Source organism: Knoellia tibetensis (assembly GCF_048606415.1).
GTDB lineage: Bacteria > Actinomycetota > Actinomycetes > Actinomycetales > Dermatophilaceae > Knoellia > Knoellia tibetensis.
In genome coordinates this window covers 921,103-934,603 of the sequence record NZ_JBMBWF010000001.1, presented here as the reverse complement: position 1 = coordinate 934,603, position 13,501 = coordinate 921,103, and the positions used below count along the sequence as shown (strand labels likewise).

Sequence of the window (13,501 nt, the reverse complement as noted above, 5' to 3'; positions counted from 1 at the left end):
GGCGAGTCAGCCGTGGCTGGCTCGCCTGTGAACTTCTGGCTCGCTTGGCGCCTGCGGCGGTGCGCTGCGACTCAGAAGTACCAGGGGAAGGGCGACCAGTCGGGGTCGCGCTTCTCGAGGAACTGGTCGCGGCCCTCGACGGCCTCGTCGGTCATGTAGGCCAATCGCGTCGCCTCACCGGCGAAGACCTGCTGGCCCATGAGCCCGTCGTCGACGAGGTTGAACGAGAACTTGAGCATCCGCTGCGCCTGCGGCGACTTCGACAGGATCTCGCGGGCGACCTGGAGGGCGTCGGACTCGAGCTCGTCATGGGCGCTGACGATGTTGACCGCGCCCATGCGGTGCATGTCGTCGGCGGTGTAGGTCCGGCCGAGGAAGAAGATCTCGCGGGCGAACTTCTGCCCGACCATGCGGGCGAGGTAGGCCGAGCCGTAGCCACCGTCGAAGGAGCCCACGTCCGCGTCGGTCTGCTTGAACCGGGCGTGCTCGCGCGAGGCCATCGTGAGGTCGCAGACGACGTGCAGGGAGTGGCCGCCGCCGGCAGCCCAACCGCCCACGAGGCAGATGACGACCTTGGGCATCGTGCGGATGAGGCGCTGCACCTCGAGGATGTGGAGCCGTCCGCCCTCGGCCTTGGCCCGCCGCTCGTCGACGCCGGACGCGGTCGCGTCGTCGGTGCCCTCGGCGGCGTACTGGTAGCCCGAGCGGCCACGGATGCGCTGGTCGCCACCGGAGCAGAAGGCCCACTTGCCCTCGCTCCCGGTGCCCGACGGACCCGGGCCGTTGCCGGTGAGGAGGACGACGCCGACATCGGCGGTGCGACGGGCGTGGTCGAGCGCCCGGTGGAGCTCGTCGACGGTGTGCGGCCGGAAGGCGTTGAGCACCTCGGGCCGGTCGAAGGCGATGCGCACGGCACCCAGCCCGCGAGCCCGGTGGTAGGTGATGTCGGTGAAGTCGAATCCCTCGACCTCGTCCCACGCCGCCGGGTCGAACGTCTCGCTCACGCCATCGATCGCACTCACGCGTCGGAGCCTAACCGGGAGCCGGCAGGCGCCGTCCCGGAGTCAGTGCGAAGTCAGCGCTGCCAGGTGTAGTCGGCGCCGGCCTCGGCCTCGACGACCTCGTCCGGCACGACGACGAAGTGCGTGCGCTCGGCCTCGGTGAGCGTCGCCGGGTCGACCTTGCCGTCGGGGTCGACAGCCTCGAGATGGGCGCGCAGGGCGCCCTCGGCGAACTCGTTCCATGTGAGGCCGGCGCGCTTGGCGTAGCTGCGCGCCTGCTTGAGGAGGGCGGAGTCGAGGCTGATCGTCGTCTGCTGCATGTCCCCATCGCAGCCCACGCCGTGGCCGTTGGCAAGGGACGCGCGGGTAGGTTCGGCACATGGCGCACCCCCAGCCGTCGCTCGACGAGGTGCTGGCGACCCTGCGGGTCGTCTCGATCCCGATGCGCGTGCGCTTCCGCGGGGTCACCGAGCGGGAGGTCGCGCTCGTCGAAGGGCCCGCGGGATGGGGCGAGTTCGGCCCGTTCCTCGAGTACGGCCCTGCCGAGGCGAGCCGGTGGCTCGACGCCGCCGTCGAGGCGGCGTGGACGGGCTGGCCGGACGCGGCGCGTGAGACCGTCCCCGTCAACGCCACCGTTCCCGCCGTCGCCCCCGAGGCCGTCGCCGGTGTGCTGCAACGCTTCCCGGGCTGCACGACCGCCAAGGTCAAGGTCGCCGAACGTGGCCAGCACTCCGACGACGACGTATGCCGTGTGGCCGCCGTCCGTGAGGCGATGGGACCTTCCGCTCGGATTCGGGTCGACGCCAACGGGGCCTGGGACGTCGACACGGCGAGGGACGTCCTCGGGCGGCTCACGGCCTACGGAATCGAGTACGCCGAGCAGCCGTGCGCCACCGTCGAGGAGCTGCGTGACCTGCGAGTGGTGCTGGCGCGCAACGGGATCGACGTGCCGGTCGCCGCGGACGAGTCGATCCGCAAGGCGGAGGACCCCATGCGGGTGCGCGACCTCGACGCGGCCGACGTCATCGTCATCAAGGCCGCGCCGCTCGGGGGAGTGCGTCGCGCGCTCGAGATCGTGGAGGAGTGCGGGCTGCCCGCCGTCGTCTCGTCGGCGCTCGACACCAGCGTGGGCATGGCGGCCGGTGTCGCGCTCGCGGCCGCGCTACCGCGGCTCGACCATGCCTGCGGGCTCGGGACGGTGGCCCTGCTCGACGGTGACGTCACGACCGACTCGCTCGTGCCCGAGGACGGGTCGCTGCCGGTGCGCCGGGTCGTCGCCGACGCCGAGCTGCTCGACCGGCACGTGGCGTCCCCGGATCGGGCAGCATGGTGGCGAGAGCGGGTCACGGCGGCTTGGGAGGCGAGATGATCGACGTCCGTTGGGTCTGGGTGTTCCTCGACACGGCCGAGGTGGATGCCGACAGGTCCTGGGAGTTCTGGGCGGAGGTGACGAGGTCGCGGCTTGCCGACCGTCGCGGGCCGCGGGACGAGTTCTCGACGCTCCTGCCGCGGCGGGGGGACGCGTGGGTCAAGCTCCAGGCGGTCGGTGACGGCGGTGGGGTCCACGTCGACCTCGACGTCGAGCAGCCACTGCCCGAGGCGGCCGCGGAGGCGGCCCGGCTGGGTGCGACCGAGGTGCACCGCGAGAGCGACTACGTCGTCATGCGCTCGCCGGCTGGGTTTCCGTTCTGCCTCACCTCGTGGGTGGGCGCCGGCTCGGCGACGACGCAGGTGCGCGACGCCGAGCCCGACCTGCTCGACCAGGTGTGCCTCGACATCCCGTCCGACGACTACGCGCGGGAGGTCGACTTCTGGGAGACGCTCACGGGGTGGCCCAAGCGGCCGGGCAGCCTGCCCGAGTTCGTCTCGCTGACCCGGCCGGACGGCATACCGGTGCGGTTCCTGCTCCAGAAGATCGGTGAGCCGAGCGGCACGGCGCGTGGGCACGTCGACCTCGCCTGCCGCGATCGCGCTGGCAGCCGTGCCGTCCACGTCGCCGCCGGTGCCGATGTCGTCTCGGAGCACGAGTTCTGGACCGTCATGCACGACCCGGGCGGTCGCACCTACTGCCTCACCGACAGGGAGCCCTGAGCCATGGCCTACGACGAGGTGCTCGCCCAGCGGCTGCACGAGCTGCTCGACGCGGAGCCCGGACTGACGACGCGCGCGATGTTCGGCGGGCTCGGGTTCATGCTCGACGGCCACATGGCGGTGGCGGCCGGGAGCGGCGGTTCGCTCATGGTGCGGGTCGACCCGGCCGACGGGGAGGCGTGGACCGACGGCGAGACGGTGCGTCCGATGGAGATGCGCGGTCGAGCGATGACCGGGTGGCTGCTCGTCGACGGTCCCGAGCTCGCCGAGGACGAGCGGCTGCGGCTCTGGGTCGGGCGAGGCGTGGACCATGTGCGCGGCCTGCCGCCCAAGCAGCCCAAGGAGCCCAGGGGGGCCTGAAGAGCCCAAGGAGTGAGGGGGCGCCGGTTGCCCGTCCGAGCAGCCCGCTCGGCGCTCGGCCCGACCACCTGACGGGCGACCTGGACGAACTGCTGGCAGCGGCACAGGGCGGCTGCCTACCCTGAGACCCACCAGCGGACGGAGGGTCGATGGCGACCAAGGGCCTGAGAGGGCGGCGCACCGCGCTCGAGCGCGCCCGCTCGGCCTGGGCCGACCGGGTCGGACCGCGGGCGCGGCCCGACGACGTCGACGAGACGATCGTCGAGAGCTGGGACCGCAGCGCCGGCAGCGTCCCCGAGGGCGTCACCGAGGCGCCGATGGCCGACCCGGACCAGACGCGGGCGGAGTTCGAGGACTCCCCGTTGCACGTCGCCGTCGGCAACATCTCGACCGAGCTCCGCCGCGCCGCCGAGGACGGCGACCTCGTCGTCGCCGTCACCGACCGCGACACCCGGATCCTGTGGACCTACGGCGGGCGCGTCATGCGTCGCAAGGCCGAGCGGGTCAACTTCGTCGCCGGCGGGCGGTGGGACGAGGAGAGCGTCGGCACCAACGCCCTGAGCCTGGCGCAGCGGACCGGCCGGACGCAGACCGTCTTCTCCGCCGAGCACTACGCGCCCATCGTCCACAACTGGGTGTGCTGGGCCGCGCCGGTGCACGACCCCGCGACCGGCGAGCAGATCGGGGTCCTCGACCTGTCGACGACATGGGACCGGACGCACCCGATCGGTGCCGCGACGGCGACCGCCCTGGCCGCACTCCTGGAGCGCGAGATCCCCCGAGGCGGACCAGCCGCCGCGACGCCGAGGCTCGGGTCCGGGCTCGCGCTCCGGCTTCTCGGCGCGGCCGAGGCGCACCTCGACGGCTCGCGGCTCCTGCTCACGCGGCGCCAGAGCGAGATCGTCGCCCTCCTGGCGCTCCACCCCGAGGGCCTCACGCTCGACGCGCTGCACGCCGCGCTCTACGGCGACGCGCGGGTCTCGCCCTCGACCCTCAAGGCCGAGGTGTCCCACCTGCGGCACGCGCTCGGTGGACGCCTGGCCTCGCGCCCCTACCGGCTCGACCTGCCGGTGTCGTGCGACGCCCTCACCGTCATGGAGGCGGTCCGGTCGCGCGACGTGCATCGGGCGGTCGAGCACTACGGCGGCGACCTCGTGCCCGGCACCGAGTCGCCGGAGCTCATCGCGACGGGGGAGTACCTCGCGGTCGCGGTGCGCGAGTCGCTGCTCGCCGACCCCCGCCCCGACGTCGTCGTCCGCTACGGCCGGGCGGTGCCGTGGGACGTCGAGGTCGTCGAGCGGGCGCTCGCGGTGCTCGGCGACCGCCCGCACCCAGCGCGGGCCGAGCTCGTCGCCCAGCGGCGCGCGGCGCAGCTCTGACGCCGGCCGACGCCGAGCCGAGCGCCGGCGTCACGCCGCGCCGAACGCCGGCGTCACGCCGCGCCGACCGCCGGCGTCACACCCTCGCGACCCGGCCAACCTTCGACCAACCTCCCTCGACCTAGCGTCCGGACCAGGTGGTGACGCAGTAGCGCGTCACCCGTGGACAAGGAGGTCCGGTCATGGTCTACGCACCCCCGAACGCCGACGGCTCGAAGGTGACGCTCCCGTCGCACTTCGACAACTTCATCGGTGGCAAGTGGGTCCCGGCGCAGGACGGTGAGACGTTCGAGGACATCTCGCCGGTCGACGGCAAGGCGTTCGCGACGGTCGCCCGCAGCAAGCAGGCCGACATCGACGCCGCGGTCCAGGCAGCGCACGATGCCAAGGACGCGTGGGCCCGCACGTCGACGACCGAGCGCAGCAACATCCTGCTCAAGATCGCCGACCGGCTCGAGGAGCACCTCGAGGAGCTCGCCGTCCTCGAGACCTGGGAGAACGGCAAGCCCGTGCGCGAGACCCTCGCCGCCGACCTGCCGCTCGCGATCGACCACTTCCGCTACTTCGCCGGCGCCGTGCGCGCCCAGGAGGGCGGCATCTCCGAGATCGACCACGACACGATCGCCTACCACTTCCACGAGCCGCTCGGCGTCGTCGGCCAGATCATCCCGTGGAACTTCCCGATCCTCATGGCGACGTGGAAGCTCGCCCCCGCGCTCGCCGCCGGCAACTGCGTCATCCTCAAGCCGGCCGAGCAGACGCCGGTGTCGATCCTGCGCGTCGTCGAGATCATCGCCGACCTCCTGCCCGACGGCGTGCTCAACGTCGTCAACGGCTTCGGCGTCGAGGCGGGCAAGCCGCTCGCGTCGCACACCGGCATCGCCAAGATCGCCTTCACCGGCGAGACGACGACCGGGCGGCTCATCATGCAGTACGCCTCGCAGAACATCATCCCGGTGACGCTGGAGCTCGGCGGCAAGAGCCCGAACATCTTCTTCTCCGACGTCATGTCCGAGGACGACGCGTTCTTCGACAAGGCGCTCGAGGGCTTCACGATGTTCGCGCTCAACCAGGGCGAGGTCTGCACCTGTCCGTCGCGCGCGCTGGTGCAGGAGTCGATCTACGACCGGTTCATGGAGCGCGCCATCGAGCGCGTCAACGCCATCACCGTCGGCAACCCGCTCGACCCGGCCGTCATGGTCGGCGCACAGGCGAGCAGCGACCAACACGAGAAGATCCTCAGCTACCTCGACATCGGCAAGCAGGAGGGCGCCAAGGTCCTCACCGGTGGCGACAAGCGCACGGTCGAGGGGCTCGAGGGCGGCTACTACATCGAGCCGACCGTCTTCGAGGGCGACAACTCGATGCGCATCTTCCAGGAGGAGATCTTCGGCCCGGTCCTGTCGGTGACGACGTTCACCGACAAGGACGACGCGCTCCGGATCGCCAACGACACCCTCTACGGCCTCGGAGCGGGACTGTGGACGCGCGACACCAACACGGCATACCGGCTCGGTCGCGGCATCGAGGCGGGACGCGTGTGGGTGAACTGCTACCACGCCTACCCGGCGCACGCGGCGTTCGGCGGCTACAAGCAGTCCGGCATCGGCCGCGAGAACCACAAGATGATGCTCGACCACTACCAGCAGACGAAGAACCTGCTCGTCAGCTACAGCCCCGACAAGCTCGGGTTCTTCTGAGATGACCAAGCCATCGGTGGCGACCCGCGTCGAGCTCACGGACCCTGCCGCAGAGCTCCTGGCGCGACTGGAGCGCATCCACGGTGCGCTGATGTTCCACCAGTCCGGTGGATGCTGCGACGGGTCGTCACCGATGTGCTTTCCGGTCGGGGAGTTCCTGACCTCGGACGCCGACGTGCTGCTCGGCACGTTGGCGCCCGAGGGCGTGACACCGGTCGAGTTCTGGATGAGCCGCTCGCAGTACGAGTACTGGAAGCACACCCATCTCACCGTCGACGTCGTGCCCGGTCGCGGATCGGGGTTCTCGGTCGAGGCGCCCGAGGGCGTGCGCTTCCTCATCCGGTCGCGCCTCATGACCGAGGAGGAGCTCGTCGCCTTCGACCTGCTCTGACCGCACCGTGACGGCCCCGCGGTGGCGTATGCCGGCCGCCCGCCTCCGGACGTAGGCTCGCTCGCGTGCCCCTGCTCCTCGACCTCGAACCGCTGAGGAGCAACACCGACTACCGCCGCCTGTATGCCGGGTTCACCCTCTCGAACGTCGGCTCCCAGCTCGCTGTCGTCGCGATCGGGCTCCAGGTCTACGACCTCACGAGGTCGACGGCGTCGGTCGGCGTCGTCGGGCTCTGCGCCCTCGTGCCGCTCGTCGTCATGGGGCTCTACGGCGGGACGCTCGTCGACCACTTCGACCGCCGCGTCGTCGGGCTCGTCGCCCAGTCGGTGGCCTTCGTCGTGTCGGTGCTCTGCGCCGTGCAGGCATGGATGGGCAACACGTCGGTGCTCGTCCTCTATGCGCTCGTGGCGGCGTGGAACGCGGCGTTCGCGGTGTCGTCGCCCGCGCGGACCTCCATCTACCCGCGCATCCTGCGCCGCGACCAGCTGCCCGCCGCCAACGCCCTGTCCGTCTTCGCGATGAACGCGTCGATGACGGTGGGGCCGCTGCTCGCGGGCCTGCTCGTCGACTGGGGTGGCTTCCGCGCGGCCTACACCGTCGACGCCGTCATCACGACGGCCGCGCTCTGGGGGCTGGCCCGGTTGCCCTCTCTCCCACCAGAGCCCGACAGCGTCCGGCAGGGTGACGGCCTGGCCCCCACAGCTGCGGACGCAAGGCAGCGGCGGGCACCCGGCATACGGTCGGTGCTCGACGGCTTCTCGTTCCTCGCCACGCGACCCAACGTCCGCATGACGTTCGTGTCCGACATCTGCGCGATGGTGCTCGCGCAGCCCCGCGTTCTCTTCCCGGCGGCCGGCGCGGTGATCTTCGGCGGGGGTGCGACGACCGTCGGCGCGCTGTCCGCCGCGGCCGCGGTCGGTGGCATCGGCGCGATGTTCTTCTCCGGCCGGCTCGGGTCGGTGATCCACCAGGGACGCGCGATCCTCGTCTCGATCGTGGGCTGGGGCGCGGCGATCGCCGGCCTCGGTGCCGCGATGCTCGCCGCCGGCGAGGTGCTCACCCGTGGTCAGGCGCTGTGGGTGGGCCTCGGCTGCATGGCGGTCGCGGGGGCGTCGGACTCGGTGAGCGCCGTCTTCCGCACGACGATCCTGCAGTCCGCGACACCGGACCACCTGCGCGGCCGGCTGCAGGGCGTCTTCATCGTCGTCGTCGCGGGAGGGCCGCGGCTCGGTGAGCTGCTCGGCGGGTTCGTGGCCGAGAACGTCGGCGAGGGCACGACGGCCCTCGCGGGCGGGATCGCCTGTGTCGCGGCAATGGTCGTGCTCGCGCGTGTGACCCCGGGGTTCCTGCGCTACGACGCGCGCAACCCCACGCCCTAGTCGTCGCCGGGCAGGTCGAGGCCGAGCAGGGCGTTCTCGACGACCTCGGCGAGGGCGGGGTGGATCCAGTACTGGCCTCGCGCGACGGTGTGCGCGTCCTGCCCGAACGACGCCGCCTGGATGAGCGGCTGGATGAGCGTCGAGGCGTGCGGGCCCATGCAGTGCGCGGCGAGCAGCTGCCCGGTCTCGGGGTCGGCGCAGACCGTGAGGATCCCGGTCGTGTCCTCGAGCGCCCATCCGTATGCCGTGTCACCGAACGACTGGGTGTAGCTCACGTAGGGCGTGCCGACCTCGTCGAGCTCGGCCCTGGTCGGCCCGAACGCCGCGACCTGTGGGTGGCCGAAGACTGCGTGGGGGACGAAGCGGTGGTCGGCCTCCATGGGCTTCGGGTCCGAGCCGCGGGCGCGGCCGGTGTCGACGGCGAGGTTGTGGGCGACGACCCGCGCCTCGTGGTTGGCGACGTGCTTGAGCTGCCACGCATTGGCGACGTCGCCCAGGGCCCAGACGCCGTCGGCGGTGGTGCGCTGCTGCTCGTCGACGACGACGACACCGCGGTCGTCGAGCTCGATGCCTCCGGCCTCGACGTCGAGGCGCTTGCCGTTGGGGGTGCGGCCGATGGCGACGAGCACCGCGTCGGCCTCGACGTCGGTGTCGCCGTCGAGGCCCTTGAGCCGCAGGGTCCACGTGCCGTCGTCGGCGCGGGAGGCGCCGGTCACCGTCGTCTCGAGCCGCACGTCGTGGTGACCGCGGGCGAGCTCGGTGTAGCGACGTGAGATCTCGGCGTCCTCGGCGCGCAGCAGGTGTGCCGACCGCTGGACCTGGGTGACCTCGACGCCGAGCGAGCCGAAGACGTGGGCGAACTCGCAGGCGACGAAGCCGCCGCCGACGATCGCCATCCGTCGCGGCAGCTCGTCGATCCGCATCACCGTGTCGCTCGTGTGGACTCCGCGCTCCGGGTCGACGCGGTCGAGGCCGTCGACCTCGAGCAGGTCCGCTCGCGAGCCGGCGGCGACGACGACGCGGTCGGCCGTGATCTCCTCGCCGGTCGACAGCGTGAGGCGGCGCTCGCCGACGAAACGCGCCGTCGCGGCATACACCGTGACGAAGTCCTGGCTTCGCCGGTAGCGCTCGCCGCCCGCGGCGATCTCGTCGATCCGGTCGGTGAAGATCCGGTCGCGGATCGCCGGCCAGTCGACGTCGACGTCGCGGCTGATCGTCACGCCGAGCCGCTGCGCCTCGCGCGACTCGATGACGCGGTCGGCGGGCAGGACGAGCATCTTGGTGGGGATGCAGCCGACGTTGAGGCAGGTGCCGCCGAACGTCCCCTCCTCGACGATGGCGATGTCGAGGCCCTCGAGCTCGGGAGTGACGAGGGAGTTGCCCGACCCGGTGCCGATGATGATCAGGTCGTGGTGTCTCGCCATGACAGCAGCGTATGCCGGGTGCTCCCGAGCCTCTTCGCCGTCCACATGCGTGGGGCTGGGTGGCGGTCGTCCACAGGTGAGGACGATGCGGCTCGACGAGGGTGTGGGCGGGGGCATTGGCTCGTCGCATGATCGATGCGGGGGAGCTGAGACGACGGGCGGGGCGGTGGCGGCTGGCGGCCGACACGACAAGGCGCGAGTGCGCGGTGCTCGTGCGGGTCGCCGAGCTGAGCTGGCGCTCACCGTCGGCCGCGGAGTTCCGACGGGTGGTCGACGTGCGGCTGCGCGAGCTCCACGACCTCGCCGACCGTGAGGAGGCCGTCGCCGACCTGCTCGACCGCGTGGCCGACGCGGCGGAGCGTGCGGCGTGAGCGACCTCGTTGTCACCGGTGGGGCCGGCGGTGTCGAGGTCGCGGTCGAGGACCTGCGTCATGCGGCGTCGCGTCTTCGGGCGAGCGCGGACGAGATCGAGCGCGTGGTGCCCGAGCGATGGCGCGCGCCGCCGTGGGACCTCCTGACGGCCTCGTCCGATCTCGCCCACCTCGTCGTGCGGGCGCGGCTCGCCTCCGCGGCGGCCACCGACGCGGTCCAGCACGGCGTCGAGCGGCTGCGGGGCCTCGCGGCCTCGACTGACCGGGCGGCGTCGGCCTACGAGCAGGCGGAGGCGACGGCTCGTGGCGTCGTGGCGGGCCTGCACGACCAGGCCATGTCGATCGCCTGGCTGGTGTCGCGGGCGACGGGCCGTGCCTTCGGCGTGCTCGACGAGGGCAGGGGATGGGACGTCTCGGTCACGGCCGTGCCGGCGCCCGACTGTGTCCCGGTGCCCACGACGACCGACTCCCTCCTCGCCGGCGTCGAGACCCTCGGCGACCACGACAGCAGCGGCGGCGTCCGCGTCGTCGAGCTCGACGCGGCGGACGGCACGACGACCTGGGTCGTGCAGGTGCCGGGGACGCACGGCGGATGGGTCGAGGGCGGGTCGGTGCCGATGGACTGGCCGGCCAACGTGTCGCTCATGCTCGGGGCGACGAGTGCGTCGAAGCTCGCCACCGAGCGGGCGCTGTCGCTGGCGCAGGGCGGTCGCGGGAGCTCACGCGACAGGGTCGTCCTCGTCGGTCACAGCCAGGGCGGCATCGTCGCCGCGGCCCTGGCGTCCGACCCCGCCTTCGCGCGGCGCCACCGGGTGACGCACGTCATCACCGCTGGGTCGCCCATCGACGACTTCCCGGTCCCCGCCACGACGCAGGTGCTCTCGCTCCAGCACCGCACCGACCCGGTGCACGCCCTCGACCTCTCGCCCCCACCGGACCGGCGGAGCTGGACGACCGTCGAGGCGTCGGCCCCGGTCGCCGTGAGGTCGCACCTCACCGCGGGTGCCCATGCGCTGTCGGCCTACCGGTCTACGGCCGCCGACGTCGACCGGTCCGACGACGTCTCGCTGCGTGCGTGGCGGGCCTCGTTGGGGCCGGTGCTCGCGACGGCGCCGGGCGCGCAGCCGGTGGTGCATGAGTTCCGGTCCGAGCGCCGGTGGCAGAATCGCGACTCGTGACCCCCAAGCTGCTGTTCCGCCGGATGGCCGTCGCCGAGGCGATCACCTGGGCCCTGCTCCTTCTCGGCATGTTCCTCAAGTACGTCACCGAGACGACCGACCTCGGCGTGCGGATCTTCGGGATGGTCCACGGGGTCGTCTTCATCGCCTACGGTCTCGTCGCCCTGACGACGTGGGTCAACCAGCGCTGGCAGCTCGGCGTCGGGATGCTCGCCCTCGTCAGCGCCGTCCCGCCGTTCGCCACCGTGTTGTTCGACCGCCGGGTCGAGGCGGCCGGCCTGCTCGAGGGCCCGTGGCGGTTCGGCGCGGGCGGCGAGACGCCGTCGTCGGTGCCTGAGCGCGTCCTCGCCTGGCTGACCCGCAATCCCGGCCTCGCCGTCGTCGCCGGTGTCGTCGCCGTCGCCGGACTCACCGGAGTCGCCCTCGTCGTCGGCCCGCCCGCCTCGGGCAGCTGATGAACCCCTCCACCGCGCTCGCTCGCGTCCTCGTCGACGAGCTCGTCCGCGGTGGGGTGCGTGACGTCGTCCTCGCGCCCGGGTCGCGCTCCGCACCACTGGCGTATGCCGTCCAGCAGGCCGAACGCGACGGGCGCCTCCGACTGCACGTGCGGGTGGACGAGCGGACCGCCGGCTTCCTCGCGCTCGGGCTCGCCAAGGGGTCCGGTGCACCGGTGCCCGTCATCACGACCTCGGGCACTGCTGTCGCGAACCTGCATCCCGCGGTGCTCGAGGCCCACCACACCGGTGTGCCCCTCGTCGTGCTGTCCGCGGACCGCCCCGCCGAACTGCGGGGGACGGGCGCCAACCAGACGACCGTCCAGCCGGGGATGTTCGGTTCGGCCGTGCGGTGGTCCGCGGATCTCCCCGCCCCGGAGTCGGTCGAGTCCGTCGGAGCCGTCCACCGCTCCTCCGTATGCCGTGCCCTCGCCGCCGCTCTCGGAGTCTTAGCCAGCGGGGGCGCCGCGTCACACGCCGGACCCGTCCACCTCAACGTCTCCTTCCGCGACCCCCTCACCCCCGACTTCTTGCCCCAGGACCACCAGGACGGGGCGGAATTCGCCGGGTCCCGGTGGTTGTCCGGCAATCAGTCCGAGGGGTTGACGGGGCGGGCGGAAGGTCGGCAGTGGGTCGTGCCACCGGCGCCGTCGATGGCCATGTCCTGGGGTGGCGTCGAGCACGTGCCGCGGACCCTCGTGGTCCTGGGTGACCTCGGCGCCGCGATCCCCTCCCAGCAGGTCCTGGAGTGGGCGGGTCGTCACGGATACCCCGTGATCGCGGAACCGTTCGGTGACCACGACCGGTCGACGACAGTGCCGCACGGTCCGCTGCTCCTCACCGACCCGGACTGGCTGTCGAACCACCGTCCGGAGCGCGTGCTGGTCGCCGGACGCGTCACCCTGTCCCGGGCGGTGGCCGCCCTCCTTCGGACCACCGGCGTGCGGGTCGAGGTGTGCACCACGACCGCCGACTGGCCCGACCCCGGGCACGTCGTCCACGCGGTCCACCCGATTGCCACCCTCCTCGACTCCAACGGCGCGGTGGCCGACGATGCCTGGCTGGCGTCATGGCGGGACGCGGGATCCGCTGTGGTGCAGGCGATTGGGGCCGAGCCGCCCTCGTGGGGGACCGGGCTCGCGGTGGGTGCTCTCGTCGGTGAGGTCCTGCCCGAGGGGGCGCGGCTCTTCGTCGGGTCCTCGAACCCGGTGCGCGACCTGGACCTCGGTATGGCCCCCCGCAGCGCGCCGCTCACCGTCCTCGCCAACCGCGGGCTCGCCGGCATCGACGGGTGCCTCTCGACCGCCATCGGGCTCGCGCTCACCACGGAGGCCCCGAGCTTTGCCTGGGTCGGCGACCTCACCTTCCTCCACGACACCAACGCGCTCGTCATCGGACCCGACGAGCCCCGCCCGAACCTCACGGTCCTCGTCACCAACGACGGGGGAGGCGGGATCTTCCGCACCCTCGAGCACGGAGCGCCCGAGCGCGCCGACGACTTCGGCCGCATCTTCGGCACGCCAACAGGGACCGACTTCGGGGCACTGTGCCGGGCACACGGCATACGTCATGTCCTGGCGCGGACTCGCGAGGACGCGGCCGAGGCGCTGTCCGCGGCACCTGCCGGCATCACCGTCGTCGAGGTGCCGGTCGACCCCGAGTCGCACCGCGCCGCGCACGAGCGGCTGCGCCGGGTCGCGCGCGAGGCCCTGGCGATTTCGGACTGAGCGGAC

Annotated in this window: 14 protein-coding genes; 11 read left to right on the top strand and 3 right to left on the bottom strand. The window is 72.4% G+C overall.

Going from position 1 to position 13,501, the window contains the following annotated elements; genetic code table 11:
- Positions 1–71 precede the first annotated feature (71 nt).
- The gene (locus ACOJV7_RS04460; protein ID WP_420188937.1) at positions 72–1,022 is read right to left on the bottom strand and encodes a 1,4-dihydroxy-2-naphthoyl-CoA synthase; all 951 of its coding nucleotides are present in this window, start codon (positions 1,020–1,022) and stop codon (positions 72–74) included.
- Between the two features lie 53 nt (positions 1,023–1,075).
- On the bottom strand, positions 1,076–1,321 hold the full coding sequence (locus ACOJV7_RS04455) for a hypothetical protein (RefSeq protein WP_420188936.1): 246 nt from the start codon (positions 1,319–1,321) through the stop codon (positions 1,076–1,078).
- A 59-nt stretch (positions 1,322–1,380) separates the two neighbouring features.
- Between ACOJV7_RS04455 and ACOJV7_RS04450 the strand changes: the two genes are divergently transcribed.
- The 7 genes from ACOJV7_RS04450 to ACOJV7_RS04420 all read left to right on the top strand — a co-directional run bounded on the left by ACOJV7_RS04450 (position 1,381) and on the right by ACOJV7_RS04420 (position 8,301).
- Positions 1,381–2,370 (top strand): o-succinylbenzoate synthase, encoded by a 990-nt coding sequence (locus ACOJV7_RS04450; RefSeq protein ID WP_420188935.1) that lies wholly within the window; start codon positions 1,381–1,383, stop codon positions 2,368–2,370.
- Positions 2,367–3,092, top strand: a complete 726-nt coding sequence (locus tag ACOJV7_RS04445; protein ID WP_420188934.1) for a VOC family protein — start codon at positions 2,367–2,369, stop codon at positions 3,090–3,092. Before ACOJV7_RS04450 ends, ACOJV7_RS04445 begins: the two co-directional genes overlap by 4 nt.
- A gap of 3 nt (positions 3,093–3,095) precedes the next feature.
- Positions 3,096–3,452 carry a TfoX/Sxy family protein gene (locus tag ACOJV7_RS04440; RefSeq protein ID WP_420188933.1) on the top strand — a complete coding sequence of 119 codons (357 nt, stop codon included), beginning with the start codon at positions 3,096–3,098 and terminating at the stop codon, positions 3,450–3,452.
- A 149-nt stretch (positions 3,453–3,601) separates the two neighbouring features.
- The gene (locus tag ACOJV7_RS04435; RefSeq protein ID WP_420188932.1) at positions 3,602–4,831 is read left to right on the top strand and encodes a transcriptional regulator; all 1,230 of its coding nucleotides are present in this window, start codon (positions 3,602–3,604) and stop codon (positions 4,829–4,831) included.
- 182 nt (positions 4,832–5,013) lie between these two features.
- A complete protein-coding gene (gene exaC, locus ACOJV7_RS04430) occupies positions 5,014–6,531 on the top strand; it encodes an acetaldehyde dehydrogenase ExaC (RefSeq protein WP_420188931.1) in 1,518 nt (505 codons plus the stop codon).
- 1 nt (position 6,532) lies between these two features.
- Positions 6,533–6,922, top strand: a complete 390-nt coding sequence (locus ACOJV7_RS04425) for a DUF779 domain-containing protein (RefSeq protein WP_420188930.1) — start codon at positions 6,533–6,535, stop codon at positions 6,920–6,922.
- Positions 6,923–6,987: 65 nt separating this feature from the next.
- A complete protein-coding gene (locus ACOJV7_RS04420) occupies positions 6,988–8,301 on the top strand; it encodes an MFS transporter (RefSeq protein ID WP_420188929.1) in 1,314 nt (437 codons plus the stop codon).
- Here the strand turns inward: ACOJV7_RS04420 and ACOJV7_RS04415 are convergent.
- Positions 8,298–9,725 (bottom strand): mycothione reductase, encoded by a 1,428-nt coding sequence (locus tag ACOJV7_RS04415; RefSeq protein ID WP_420188928.1) that lies wholly within the window; start codon positions 9,723–9,725, stop codon positions 8,298–8,300. The genes ACOJV7_RS04420 and ACOJV7_RS04415 overlap by 4 nt on opposite strands.
- 128 nt (positions 9,726–9,853) lie before the next feature.
- Between ACOJV7_RS04415 and ACOJV7_RS04410 the strand changes: the two genes are divergently transcribed.
- Genes ACOJV7_RS04410 through menD form a run of 4 tightly spaced genes read left to right on the top strand, consistent with a single transcriptional unit; the run spans position 9,854 to position 13,495 of the window.
- The gene (locus ACOJV7_RS04410; protein ID WP_420188927.1) at positions 9,854–10,096 is read left to right on the top strand and encodes a hypothetical protein; all 243 of its coding nucleotides are present in this window, start codon (positions 9,854–9,856) and stop codon (positions 10,094–10,096) included.
- Entirely contained in the window at positions 10,093–11,274 is a 1,182-nt protein-coding gene (locus ACOJV7_RS04405; RefSeq protein ID WP_420188926.1) for a PGAP1-like alpha/beta domain-containing protein, read from the top strand. Before ACOJV7_RS04410 ends, ACOJV7_RS04405 begins: the two co-directional genes overlap by 4 nt.
- The gene (locus ACOJV7_RS04400) at positions 11,271–11,729 is read left to right on the top strand and encodes a DUF3817 domain-containing protein (protein ID WP_420188925.1); all 459 of its coding nucleotides are present in this window, start codon (positions 11,271–11,273) and stop codon (positions 11,727–11,729) included. The genes ACOJV7_RS04405 and ACOJV7_RS04400 overlap by 4 nt, the downstream gene beginning before the upstream one ends.
- Positions 11,729–13,495 carry a 2-succinyl-5-enolpyruvyl-6-hydroxy-3-cyclohexene-1-carboxylic-acid synthase gene (gene menD / locus ACOJV7_RS04395; protein WP_420188924.1) on the top strand — a complete coding sequence of 589 codons (1,767 nt, stop codon included), beginning with the start codon at positions 11,729–11,731 and terminating at the stop codon, positions 13,493–13,495. Before ACOJV7_RS04400 ends, menD begins: the two co-directional genes overlap by 1 nt.
- The last annotated feature ends 6 nt before the right edge of the window (positions 13,496–13,501 follow it).

What these genes read in the sequence shown, in the direction of transcription:
- ACOJV7_RS04410 (WP_420188927.1), top strand. Translation starts at nt 9,854, where the DNA reads ATGATCGATGCGGGGGAGCTGAGACGACGGGCGGGGCGGTGGCGGCTG.
- menD (WP_420188924.1), top strand. Translation starts at nt 11,729, where the DNA reads ATGAACCCCTCCACCGCGCTCGCTCGCGTCCTCGTCGACGAGCTCGTC.
- ACOJV7_RS04415 (WP_420188928.1), bottom strand. Translation starts at nt 9,725, where the DNA reads ATGGCGAGACACCACGACCTGATCATCATCGGCACCGGGTCGGGCAAC.
- ACOJV7_RS04425 (WP_420188930.1), top strand. Translation starts at nt 6,533, where the DNA reads ATGACCAAGCCATCGGTGGCGACCCGCGTCGAGCTCACGGACCCTGCC.
- ACOJV7_RS04435 (WP_420188932.1), top strand. Translation starts at nt 3,602, where the DNA reads ATGGCGACCAAGGGCCTGAGAGGGCGGCGCACCGCGCTCGAGCGCGCC.
- exaC (WP_420188931.1), top strand. Translation starts at nt 5,014, where the DNA reads ATGGTCTACGCACCCCCGAACGCCGACGGCTCGAAGGTGACGCTCCCG.
- ACOJV7_RS04455 (WP_420188936.1), bottom strand. Translation starts at nt 1,321, where the DNA reads ATGCAGCAGACGACGATCAGCCTCGACTCCGCCCTCCTCAAGCAGGCG.
- ACOJV7_RS04450 (WP_420188935.1), top strand. Translation starts at nt 1,381, where the DNA reads ATGGCGCACCCCCAGCCGTCGCTCGACGAGGTGCTGGCGACCCTGCGG.
- ACOJV7_RS04445 (WP_420188934.1), top strand. Translation starts at nt 2,367, where the DNA reads ATGATCGACGTCCGTTGGGTCTGGGTGTTCCTCGACACGGCCGAGGTG.
- ACOJV7_RS04440 (WP_420188933.1), top strand. Translation starts at nt 3,096, where the DNA reads ATGGCCTACGACGAGGTGCTCGCCCAGCGGCTGCACGAGCTGCTCGAC.